This window comes from Marinomonas sp. 63XJN7_9_ISO-PGPR-S23-217 (genome assembly GCF_056173515.1).
Genome location: NZ_CM149678.1, coordinates 4,719,382 through 4,731,150 on the forward strand (window position 1 = coordinate 4,719,382; position 11,769 = coordinate 4,731,150).

Sequence of the window (11,769 nt, forward strand, 5' to 3'; positions counted from 1 at the left end):
ATCATTAAACCTTATAAACCACAAGCGATGCGATTCTGGAGCATCAGTAATAGTCTCGCTTGTGGTCGTTAGCCAAAGGGATTGGAACCACTGCAAATCGCAGTAAATGACATCTTCTGATGCGATTATGATGAATTTTCTACTAAAAATGTGGACGTTTATCGATTATCCATTACTAAAATAGTATAAAATTCGCGAGTTTTGGAATCGATAAACTCTTTTCTCATTCACGACTCTTAAGCTAAAGTAATCCACGTTGCCGATTATTTACCCCATTTGGGTAAATAAAAATAATAATAAACGTTTTGACCTTAGCTCATTTATTTTGCATAAGGCTAACCGGAGACCCCATGAAAAAAACAGTACTTACACTACTCGCGGCCCTCTCGCTATCCTCAGCGGCAAGTTTTGCTGCCTACCCTGACAAAGACATTCAAGGCATTATCCAATGGGGAGCTGGCGGCTCAACGGATACGGTCATGCGTTCCATCGCGCCACATGTCGAAAAACTTCTCGGTACAGACATTATTCTCACCAACAAAACAGGTGGTGTGGGGGCGATTGCCACCAAGTATGTTTACGCTAAACGCGCCGACGGTTACACCCTGCTCATGGGGGCTGAAAACCCACAGATGTATAAAGTCTTAGGCTTGGGTAAGATCGACTACAGCGATATGATCCCCATTGATATCTTAGCCCGTGGCACGCCAATCATTGTTGCTAATAACAACGCGCCTTATAACAACATGGAAGAATTTCTGGATTATATTCATAACCATCCAAACCAAGTAAAAATAGGCTCAACAGGCAAAGGCGGGATGACGTCACTCGTACTTGCCATGCTCAAATCACAAACTAAGATGAATTACATTAGTATTCCTTACAATGGCGACGGCCCAGCGTTAACCGCGATTCAAAGCGGTGCCATTGATGTCATGCCCGCGGTATTAGGAGCCGCCATTGAGCAAGTGAAAGCAGGTCGTATGAAGGTCATTGGGCTGATTGATAATGAGCCCAATAAATTACTGCCCAACATAAAACCCGTGACAGACACCTTGCCAGGAATGAAAAAATATCTGCCTTGGGGTCCTTTTTTTGGCGTGTTCGTGAAAAAAGGCACACCTAAGGTAGCGGTTCAAAAACTACGAACTGCGTTCCACGAAGCCGCGTTGAATCCTGATTTCGTTAAACTTATGGACAAGCGTGGTTACAGTATTTTGAATATCAGTGGTAAAAAGGCAAGAAACTTCTTGGACTCCTATCGCTCAACCTCCTCTTGGTTAGCATACGATGGCGGAGTCGCGAAAATATCCCCTGCTAAATTCGATATTCCAAAACCTTAATTCTGCGAACGAGGTGAGATATCACGCTGACAATCTCACTCATCATCTAACAGGAGAGTCGCTCTTGCACGACTCTCCTTGTATTGGCATAACCTGGAGTCTATATGTCCAGTCCGTCCCTACGTAAGCCAGGCGAATTAATCTTTGCCTTGTTATTGGTTATTTTTAGTGTATTTGTCTTTTGGCAAGCTTACAAAATCGCTGGCTTCTCCTCCATGAGCTCAGCTGGGGCCTTCCCTATGGCTGCGTCTTTCGCGATGCTGTTATCATCTTGCTTTATTTTTGTGAAAACGCTAAAAGCCCCTAAAGCAGAAGGCATGCGTTTTTTTTACCACTGCTTACCACCCGTTGTTGCCATTATTATGGCCATTATCCTGATATACGCCGTATTGCTAGATAGTGTCGGCTTTACCTTAACCAGTTTTGCTTTTCTGTTTATTTGTATACAAATACTGCATCGACGGAGCCCTTTCTATACCTTTGCCCTGTCTCTTATTACGCTCATCGTGGTGTATATTGTATTCCGACTGATTTTCCAAGTCGTTCTTCCCGAAGGTATTGTCCCAGAAGATCGAATCATCGCTGTCATCAAGTCACTGTGGAGCTAATCACACAATGGATGCTTTAAGCTATTTCGCTACCTCATGGGTATCGCCTGAATTATTTGGACTCACAGCATTAGGGACATTTTTAGGGATTTATATTGGTGCCATTCCAGGCCTTTCTGTGACCATGGCCGTCTCCATTCTTATCTCTTTTACCTTTTCATGGGACGTGAATAACGCCCTTTGCCTGATGGTCGGTGTATACATGGGCGGCGTGTATGGCGGTTCTCGAACCGCGATTTTGCTGAATATCCCAGGTGCCCCTTCTGCTATTGCAACCGCCATGGATGGCTATCCGCTCGCTCAGAAAGGCCTAGCGGGTGAAGCCATAGGTTTATCGACCGTCATGTCAGTTATCGGTGGTTTTGTTGGCATCATTGTGCTTGCCCTTGCGGCACCAACCGTCAGTAAGTTTGCTATCACCTTCCAGCCTCGGGATTATATGATGCTGGGCATTCTCGGCATCACCTTGGTTGGCTCGTTATCTGGTGGCAGCTTAGCCAAGGGAATTTTTGCTGGCGCACTTGGCCTGTTGGTCGGTACGGTAGGGCTGGATCCGATGACCGCACAAGAGCGTTTTACCTTTGGCGATGTGGACCTCTGGAATGGTATCAATCCTGTAGCGGTGATGATCGGCATGTTTGGTGTAGGCGAAGCGCTGCATCAACTGCACTATATGGACAAGATGGTGGTCAAACAAAAGATTAATCGCATCCTACCAAAATTGTCAGACCTTAAAAAATACCTACCCTTAAGCCTACAAAGTTCCTTGTTAGGCGTTATCATTGGCGCCCTACCTGGCACAGGGGGCGATATTGCCGCATTAATGGCCTATGACCATGCAAAACGTATTACTAAAAACCCCAAAGTGCCCTTTGGGGAAGGAGCAAAAGAGGGATTAATCGCGCCGGAATCGGCAAACAACGCCGCCGTAGGTGGGGCCTATATTCCCATGCTGACATTAGGTATCCCAGGAGATGCTGTAACGGCGGTCTTTATCGGCGCCCTATTTATCCACGGTTTAAATCCAGGTCCGTTATTATTGACTGAACAGCCCCATATGTTTTGGTTCACCGTGGGCAATTTAACCCTATCGAATATCTTTGTACTGATCTTTGGCCTAACAGGCATTAAGATTTTTTCTAAGATTGTCGAGTGTCCAAAAGGTATTTTAATTCCGATTATTTTCTTACTGTCGATCGTTGGGTCTTACGCCATCAACAATTCGATTGTCGATATCTGGTGGATGCTGGCCTTCGGTATATTAGGCTATTTTATGCGCCTTTACCGTTTCCCTGTAGGCCCAGTGATTCTAGGGGTAATTTTGAGCTCACTAACAGACCAAAATTGGCGGCGCGCTATCTTAAGTGAACGTGGGGATTTGGGTCCATTCTTTGCTCATATTTTCACAAGCCCGCTGTCTACCGTCCTCTTCTTAGCCATTGTGTTGATTTTCTTCACGCAAACGCCGATTTGGACAAAAATGCTCAAGCCAAGGTTATTTCGTAAAAAACCATAAACTTGATTATCGGCTATTTGGGCGTACCCGCACTTATATTCACAGAACAATTAGTGCACGGTACGTCCATACTATTTGTAGATTAAACAGACCAAGTTGTAGATTAAACAGACCAAGCCACGCCTTAGGCTTGCTTCATCTTATGAACCAGCCCTTGGATGCCCAACACATACCCCTGCACTCCCATGCCGACGACAATGCCTGCTGCCACGGGCGAAATATAAGAATGATGACGAAATGCCTCCCGAGCATGCACATTGGATATATGCACCTCAATCACAGGTACTTCTGCGCCTTTAATCGCATCATGTAAGGCAATGGAAGTATGAGTATAAGCACCAGGGTTAAACACCACACCAAGCACATCCCCTTCTTTAATGCGTCGTCCCGCCTCATGAATATAGTCAATTAAAACCCCTTCATGATTCGATTGACGAAAATCGATGTCATGACCTAACGCACTCGCCGCATCTCGACACATGACTTCCACATCAGCCAAGGTTTCATAACCATATTGCGCTGGCTCACGGCTACCTAGTAGATTCAAGTTTGGTCCATTCAACACCATGATGGTCGACATCGCTGTTACTCCCAGTCAATTAAACAAAATAACGTAAGATAATACTTAATGTGAAAAAGGAAGCCACCGTCGTGATCAATAAAGTACTGGCGCAAAAACTGCGCTCACCGTATTTATCGCCAATAATAGGATAAATGCTAAACATAGAAACGGCAGAAAATACAATCACGGCGGTTTTCAATTCGCTCGGTAAGTTCGGGGTCAGTGATAGCAGCATCATCACCACTAATGGAAAAAAGATCAATTTCCCTGTTGCTACCAAGGCAATTTGCTTAAGACTTCCTTTGACCGACACTCCAACCAAAGAACCGCCGATGACAATCAACGCCACAGGCGCGGAAGCAAGTGCCAACATATCCAACCCACGGGACAAAAATACTGGCAAAGAAAAACCAATCGATGAGCCAATCAGTCCGGCACACACCGATAAAATAATCGGATTCGAAATCACCCGCTTGAGAATGGGTAACACAACTCGACTACCGTCCATGCTATTTTTGCCATACATCGCTTCAATAAAAATCAGTCCTAGCGGCATCAAGATAATGTTTTCTACCATAATGCTCATGGCAAAGGCTTGTGTTGGCGGATGATGGAAAAATTGCAATAACACGGGAAAGCCAATAAAAGCGCTGTTTGGCATGGTCGCCCCCAGCCCTCTTACTCCAGATGCGACCCAGTTGTCCTTAAAAAACCAACGACAGACAAAAATAGTGGTGGTTAATGTGATCAAACCACTCCCTGCGTACACTGCCATATAACTAATATTAATGGATTTCGCCAGATCCATATTTAATAACTTAGTGAACACTAACGCCGGTAGCGCCAAATACAAAACAAAGCGACTCAAGCCAGGCAGCGACAAGGCGGGCAATAGCTCAAATCGCACCACAAGATAGCCAAGCAAAATCAAAAAGAAAATTGGCGCAGTAATGTTTAACACAGCATCCATAATCCACATTCCTTATAGGCTAGTGGCGCGATCATAAAGACAAGCATAATAACCAACTTTCCACGGGTTTGATAAGAAGACTGTGGTGATGGCCTGATTGTTAAGCTCTTTAAATTAACTCGCTGGTAACATTGAAGGTTTCTCTAAACTGATGCCATACAGGCATCACATCCGTCACTTTTATACCAGTGAAGATTTCAAACGCATCGATCCCTTGGTAAAAAAATAAATCAAAGCCCGAAACAATTTGTAACCCCTTACGATGAGCTTCGACTAAAAACTCAGTATCCATTGGTGTATAAACGGCATCAAATGCCCATTTTTGCCCACCAATGGCGTTAGCCTCAAGCGGCAATCCCGGTGTCTTATGGTGACCAACTGGCGTACAGTTCACCAAGCCATCCACTTGCGCTGCGGCGGTAGAGGCGTCCTCTATAGCGACGTAACGTGCTTTATAGCCAGCCTCATTAAGCGCCTTAACCAAAGAGCAGGCGCTTTCTTCACTTAAGTCGGTCACCAGCAATTCCGTCGCCCCCACGTCAAATAAGGCAAAGCCAATTGCTCGCCCGACGCCTCCCGCGCCAATCATCAACACTTGGCCTGCTGGCAGTGCTCCTAAACGTCCTTGATAACCGCGAATAAACCCAGTGTAATCGGTATTAAAAGCGCACACCCTGCCATCTTTTAGTAATAAAGTGTTGCTCGCCCCCACTTTTCTTACTGCCTCATTGACCTCGTCGGCACTGTCGATGGCAATTTGCTTGTAAGGAAAGGTCACATTGGTTCCGACAAAGCCCTTTGCTTGAATCTCAGCCAGTTTTGCTCGAAAGGCTTGCGCTGTACTGTCTTCTGGCACCTGTAACTGATAATCAACCGGTAGCTGATGCAATTCCCCCAGCATCATGTGTAAGGAGGGAGCGCGAGATGCGGCAATGGCTTGCCCGATGAGACCAAGATTTATCATATATTTACCTTAATAAAGCAATTCTATAAACAGAAAGAAAGCGACTCTCTAACCATCGATAACGATAGTAAAATCATATACTAAGCAGCGTATGTGAATCATGAAAATTTCGGTATCGTTAAGAATCAAAAACTGATCGTTACGGTAACAACCTGATGTAAGGTCATTTATCTTTGTGTATCTTTGCTATTCATTTTTGATATAGTAATTGCATCTAGTCCTGATAGCCTGTGATGAATGTATGGAAATGCCTATCCCAAACTTACGACACTTACGTGTCTTCCTGGCGGTGACCGAGTACAAAAGTATCACGCGTGCTTCTGATTACATTTTTTTATCTCAACCTGCGATAACCCAAGCCATCGCGAAACTTGAGAGTCAACTGGGGGCCGCGTTATTCGAGCGCCACTCTGATGGTATGTATCCGACGGATTGCGGCAAAGTTTGGAATGATCGAGTGTCAAGAGCTGTGGATCACATACTCATGGCTCTCATTGATATCGCAAAAGAAAACAATATCAAAGAAGCCGATCCAAAGCATATGCTGGCGCTGATCAGCACGACTCAACTAAAAGCACTGGTTGCCGTTTGCGAAGCACAAAACTTTAGTATTGCCAGCCGTAACCTAGGGGTCTCTCAATCTTCCGTGCACCGGGCAGCACGAGATTTAGAACGACTGCTAACGGTCATTTTATTTGAAAGAAACAGCCTAGGCATTCATGCTACCCGAGCCGCACGCCATTTATCTAAAGCGAGCAAACTGGCGTTCAGTGAGTTGCGTCAGGGGATATATGAAATCAATACCATACAGTGTCGAGATGTCAGCACCATTGCCGTTGGTAGTATGCCATTAGCTCGCACTACCATCTTGCCAAAATCCATTTTGCGTTTTAATGAACGTCACCCAGATGTGAATGTCAATATTACCGAAGGCCCCTATAATGACTTACTTCATCATCTTCGTCAGGGTGACATCGATATGATTTTGGGGGCTCTGCGTTACCCACTTCCTGCTGACGATGTGGTTCAAGAAGAGCTATGGTCACCGCCACTGTCCATTATTGCCAAACAAGATCATCCATTATTTCGTCGTGGCAACCAAGTCACGGCCGAGGAACTGGCTCAGTATGCTTGGGTGGTTCCGGCACAAGGTACGCCCACAAGGCAAGCGTTTGAACACATTTTTCAAGACGCTAATGTGGCCCTCCCCACTCGTTTTGTGGAGTCCAGTTCGCAGATTCTGACCCGCGAAGTACTGCTCGAAAGTGACCGACTGACGCTTATTTCTGCCCATCAGATGGAGCGAGAAATCAATATCGGCTTATTAAAAATCCTCCCCTATCCACTAGAACATACACGACGCCCCATTGGCCTTTGTCTTAGAAAAAACTGGCTTCCCACCACAACTCAGTCACATTTCTTAAGCATGCTGAGAGACGTGTGCGAAGCATTCCGCTAATGTCACCCACTAATGCATTGCAAAAATTGAATACCTCATGCGGTTATTTGATTATCCCATCACAACGCTGAATGCTAAATTGATTGTGATAAGTGAAAGAGACGGAGTTTTACTCTGAAATCATTGCCTGATAGCGCAAGCAAAGTCAGACAAAGCAAAAAACTAACGAAACAACTGATCTCCAAATTGTCTCTTTTTAATATACGGAGACCTTTACACGATAGTTTAAAATCACAATACAACGACTCGCAAGTCAGGAGTAGAATATGAGAATTTGTATCGCAGGTGCTTCCGGTGCTTTTGGCATGAAACACATGGACGCCATCGCTGCCATAGAAGGATCTGAAGTCGTTTCTGTTGTCGGTACGAAAATCGACGCCATCAAAGCTTTCGCCGAAGAGCGTGGTGTCCCTCACTACACAACCGACTTAGCAGAAAGCTTAGCCAGAGAGGATGTCGACGCGGTCATTTTAGCCACGCCAACCCAATTACACGCTTCACAAACCATTCAATGTTTGGAAGCTGGCAAACACGTCATGTCCGAAATCCCTATGGCAGACAGCATTGAAGATGCTCGCAAAGTGGTTGAAGCTCAGAAAAAATCCGGTCTTGTTGCCATGGCGGGACACACTCGTCGCTTTAATCCGTCTCATCAGTGGATTCGTAACAAAATCGATGCTGGCGAATTAAATGTCCAACAAATGGATGTGCAAACCTATTTCTTCCGTCGATCTAACAAAAACGCCTTAGGTAAAGAGCGCTCTTGGACAGACCATCTTTTGTGGCACCATGCCTGCCATACGGTCGATTTGTTCCAATATCAAACAGGTGAAACCGCCAGCAAAGTACAAGCATTGCAAGGTCCAATCCATCCTAAGCTTGGTATTGCCATGGACATGAGCATTGGCATGAAAGTGCCTAATGGCGCCATTTGTACCCTGTCTTTATCTTTTAACAATGATGGTCCATTTGGTACCTTCTTCCGTTATATTTGCGACAACGGCACCTATATCGCTCGTTATGATGACCTCTTTGATGGTAACGATAATAAGATCGACTTAAGCGGCGTCGCCGTTTCCAACAACGGAATCGAGTTGCAAGATCGCGAATTTATCTCTGCTATTGAAGAAGGCCGCGCCCCTAATGCGTGCGTCACCCAAGCCATTGAGGCCATGGAAACCCTTTATCGCCTTGAAAAATGCCTTGAAGAGTAAGGATAAAGTGCGTTTTTACAACAGGGAGCCATCGCTCCCTGTTTTTATTTGTATACTAAAGCGCTAAATTAAAACTCAACATAGTGCCATTAGTGACGAACAGAGAGGTAAGGAATGTCGAAGCACCCACACTTAATGAACCCTAGTATTGGCCTAGGTTGTATGAACCTTTCCCACGGTTATGGAACATCATTACCAGAAGAAGACGGCATAAAAGCCCTGCAAGCAGCCTTTGAAATGGGTTATCGCCACTTTGATACCGCTACCCTATATGGTGCTGGAAAAAATGAAACGCTGGTAGGCAAAGCCTTAAAGGATCGCCGGGATGAATTTTTCCTTGCCAGCAAATGCGGTATGGCCAGTGTCGACGGTAAACGTGCTATCAATGGTCGCCCTGACGTCCTTCGCAAACAATGTGAAGAGAGCCTAAAGCGCCTACAAACTGATTACATAGACCTATATTATTTACATCGTTTAGATCCTAATGTCCCTGTTGAAGAAAGCGTTGGTGCACTTGGTGATTTGGTTAAAGAAGGAAAAATCGGTGGCATTGGTTTATCGGAAGTGTCTGCTGATACCATTAAAAAAGCCCATAAAGAGCACCCCCTGACAGCTGTTCAGACAGAATACTCTCTTTGGTCTCGTAACGCAGAGATCGCTGTTCTGGACACCACAAAAGCCCTCGATATTGTTTTCGTTGCCTTTAGCCCCTTGGCCCGTGGTTACTTATGCGGAGAACTTACCGACATATCGCAACTGGTAGAAAACGACATTCGCACCAAGATGCCTCGCTTCAGCCCAGAGAACTACCCAAAAAATATCGAGCTATTGCAAGGCTTCCTCGCCATGGCGAAAGACATTGGCTGCACCCCCGCCCAACTGGCCCTTGCGTGGACTTGCATGAAGGGTGAACACATTATTCCGATTCCAGGCACCCGCTTTGCTCATCATATGCAAGACAACTTTGATGCGGGTAGCATTAACCTTGATAGCAAACAAATGCAGCAGCTTGATGAAATGATTAACCAAAATACCGTATTTGGCCCTCGCTATAGCCCAGCCCTGCAAGCGGATATCGATACAGAAGAATTCGCTACCCAATAATGACCCCTCCCTAGCCCTCCCCTTAAAAAGGGGAGGGAACATTTAAGATCCTCTCCCTGCCAAAGGGGTTGACCACTACACCTCCCCCTCATCGGAGGGGTGAGAACTGTTTGCTCCTCCCCCTCCTCGAGGGGGAGGCTGGGAGGGGGTAGGAACTGTTTACTACGCCCCCTAAATTAGGGGGAGGAGTGTAGGGGGTCTGGGTCTGTAATCTAAACGATCTCAATAAGCGTTTCCCCAGGAGTAACACGGTCACCTTTTTTGACATGCACCGCTTTCACTGTCCCAGCTACATTGGCATGAACTTCGGTTTCCATCTTCATGGCTTCCGTCACCAGTACAGCCTGACCCGCATTTACGGTATCCCCTTCCGCTACCAGCACATCAATGATGTTACCCGGCATGGCCGCGCTGACATGGCCAGGCTCTGTGGCTTTCGAACGCCCACTGCTGCCTTCTGAAACATACTCATTCAACGACTCGAACACCACTTCTTCTGGCATGCCATCAAGAGAAAGGTACAGCTTGCGCTTACCTACCCCAAAGTCACCCACGCCAGTAATCGCCACATCGTAGACTTCACCGTGAACGTCGATTTTAAATTCCGTGGCAAGCCCACCAGACGATGCCGCATTGCCCGCCTGTTCTGGCGGTAGAAGCACTTCGGGCTGCAATGTTCCATCGGCCCGTTGCTCTAAGAATTCACGCCCCAGTTCTGGGAACATGGCAAACGTTAGTACATCCTCTTCATTTTTTGCCAAATCACCAATCTTTTTGCGTAACTTATATAACTCAGGCGCTAACGCATCCGCTGGACGAGCTTCGTTAACTTGCTCATTACCCACGGCCTTTTTCTGAACACTCGCATTCACTGGTGCTGGGGGCTTACCATAGCCGCCTAGCAAATACCGTTTCACTTCATTGGTGATGGTTTTATAGCGCTGTCCTGCCAGGATATTGTAGACCGCTTGAGTCCCTACAATTTGCGACGTCGGAGTCACCAAAGGTGGAAAGCCAAGATCTTCCCGCACCCGAGGAATTTCATTAAAGACATCACGAATTTTATCTAATGCATTTTGCTCTTTTAGCTGGTTCGCTAAGTTAGACATCATGCCGCCTGGTACTTGGTTGATCTGTACCGACACGTCTTCACGGGTAAATTCGCTTTCAAACTGGTGGTACTTTTTCCGAACTTCACGGAAATAGTCAGCAATCTCTGACAGTAAAACAAGATCCAATCCCGTGTCGTAATCAGTGCCTTTCAACGCTGCGACTTGGGATTCTGTCGCTGGGTGGCTGGTACCACCCGCAAAAGAAGAAATAGCCGTGTCAATTCGGTCTGCCCCTGCTTCCACCGCTTTTAACTGGCACAAAGGCGCTAGGCCTGACGTTGAATGGCTGTGTACAACCAATGGCAGACCGACTGCATCTTTAATCGCTTTAACCAATTCGTAAGTTGCATAAGGCGTCAACAAGCCAGCCATGTCTTTAATTGCAATGGAGTCCGCCCCCATCCCTTGCATGGCTTTAGCTTGTTCTACAAACAGTGCCGAAGTGTGTACTGGGCTGGTCGTATAACAAATAGTCCCTTGCGCATGTTTACCGGCTTTTTTGACTGCTTTCATGGCCGTTTCAATATTACGCAGATCATTAAGCGCATCAAAAACACGAAACACATCAATGCCATTGTCTGCTGATTTTTGTACGAAGGCTTCGACCACATCATCGGCGTAATGACGGTAACCCAGTAGGTTTTGCCCTCTTAACAACATTTGTAAGCGAGTATTTGGCAGTGCTGCCCGTAACTGACGCAGACGCTCCCATGGATCTTCTTTTAAAAATCGCACACACGCATCAAAGGTCGCCCCACCCCAAACTTCCAAAGACCAAAAGCCCACTTGATCAAGCTTTTCACAAATTGGCAGCATGTCTTCTGTGCGCATGCGAGTGGCAATGAGAGATTGGTGTGCATCACGCAGCGTGACGTCAGTGACTTCGATTTTTGTTTTTTTTACTTGACTCATTTTCC

General features: G+C 46.1%; 10 protein-coding genes. 6 read left to right on the forward strand and 4 right to left on the reverse strand.

All coding sequences use genetic code 11. From position 1 onward, the window contains the following. Positions 1 to 350: 350 nt before the first annotated feature. The 3 genes from AC0VYI_RS21950 (at position 351) to AC0VYI_RS21960 (ending at position 3,467) form a co-directional block, all read left to right on the forward strand. Complete coding sequence (locus tag AC0VYI_RS21950; RefSeq protein WP_475429698.1) at positions 351 to 1,343, forward strand: tripartite tricarboxylate transporter substrate binding protein; 993 nt, start codon at positions 351 to 353, stop codon at positions 1,341 to 1,343. A 104-nt stretch (positions 1,344 to 1,447) separates the two neighbouring features. After that, the gene (locus AC0VYI_RS21955) at positions 1,448 to 1,951 is read left to right on the forward strand and encodes a tripartite tricarboxylate transporter TctB family protein (protein ID WP_199478326.1); all 504 of its coding nucleotides are present in this window, start codon (positions 1,448 to 1,450) and stop codon (positions 1,949 to 1,951) included. 7 nt (positions 1,952 to 1,958) lie between these two features. After that, positions 1,959 to 3,467: a tripartite tricarboxylate transporter permease gene (locus tag AC0VYI_RS21960; protein ID WP_475445600.1), complete on the forward strand. Its 1,509-nt coding sequence runs from the start codon at positions 1,959 to 1,961 to the stop codon at positions 3,465 to 3,467. A gap of 124 nt (positions 3,468 to 3,591) precedes the next feature. Here AC0VYI_RS21960 and aroQ read toward each other — a convergent pair whose 3' ends face one another. The 3 genes from aroQ to AC0VYI_RS21975 form a co-directional block, all read right to left on the reverse strand. Next, complete coding sequence (aroQ, locus tag AC0VYI_RS21965; protein ID WP_199478330.1) at positions 3,592 to 4,047, reverse strand: type II 3-dehydroquinate dehydratase; 456 nt, start codon at positions 4,045 to 4,047, stop codon at positions 3,592 to 3,594. Positions 4,048 to 4,066: 19 nt separating this feature from the next. Next, the gene (locus tag AC0VYI_RS21970) at positions 4,067 to 4,999 is read right to left on the reverse strand and encodes an AEC family transporter (RefSeq protein WP_475445602.1); all 933 of its coding nucleotides are present in this window, start codon (positions 4,997 to 4,999) and stop codon (positions 4,067 to 4,069) included. 109 nt (positions 5,000 to 5,108) lie between these two features. Next, positions 5,109 to 5,963 carry a shikimate dehydrogenase family protein gene (locus AC0VYI_RS21975; RefSeq protein WP_475445604.1) on the reverse strand — a complete coding sequence of 285 codons (855 nt, stop codon included), beginning with the start codon at positions 5,961 to 5,963 and terminating at the stop codon, positions 5,109 to 5,111. Positions 5,964 to 6,204: 241 nt separating this feature from the next. Between AC0VYI_RS21975 and AC0VYI_RS21980 the strand changes: the two genes are divergently transcribed. The 3 genes from AC0VYI_RS21980 to AC0VYI_RS21990 all read left to right on the forward strand — a co-directional run bounded on the left by AC0VYI_RS21980 (position 6,205) and on the right by AC0VYI_RS21990 (position 9,740). Continuing rightward, positions 6,205 to 7,422 carry a LysR family transcriptional regulator gene (locus AC0VYI_RS21980; protein WP_199478334.1) on the forward strand — a complete coding sequence of 406 codons (1,218 nt, stop codon included), beginning with the start codon at positions 6,205 to 6,207 and terminating at the stop codon, positions 7,420 to 7,422. A gap of 266 nt (positions 7,423 to 7,688) precedes the next feature. Then, positions 7,689 to 8,636, forward strand: coding sequence for a Gfo/Idh/MocA family oxidoreductase (locus tag AC0VYI_RS21985; protein ID WP_067019142.1), 948 nt, complete (start codon positions 7,689 to 7,691; stop codon positions 8,634 to 8,636). Positions 8,637 to 8,750: 114 nt separating this feature from the next. Continuing rightward, positions 8,751 to 9,740 (forward strand): aldo/keto reductase, encoded by a 990-nt coding sequence (locus AC0VYI_RS21990; protein ID WP_475445606.1) that lies wholly within the window; start codon positions 8,751 to 8,753, stop codon positions 9,738 to 9,740. Between the two features lie 212 nt (positions 9,741 to 9,952). Here the strand turns inward: AC0VYI_RS21990 and oadA are convergent, their stop codons facing one another. Then, on the reverse strand, positions 9,953 to 11,764 hold the full coding sequence (gene oadA, locus AC0VYI_RS21995; protein ID WP_475445608.1) for a sodium-extruding oxaloacetate decarboxylase subunit alpha: 1,812 nt from the start codon (positions 11,762 to 11,764) through the stop codon (positions 9,953 to 9,955). Positions 11,765 to 11,769: the final 5 nt, after the last annotated feature.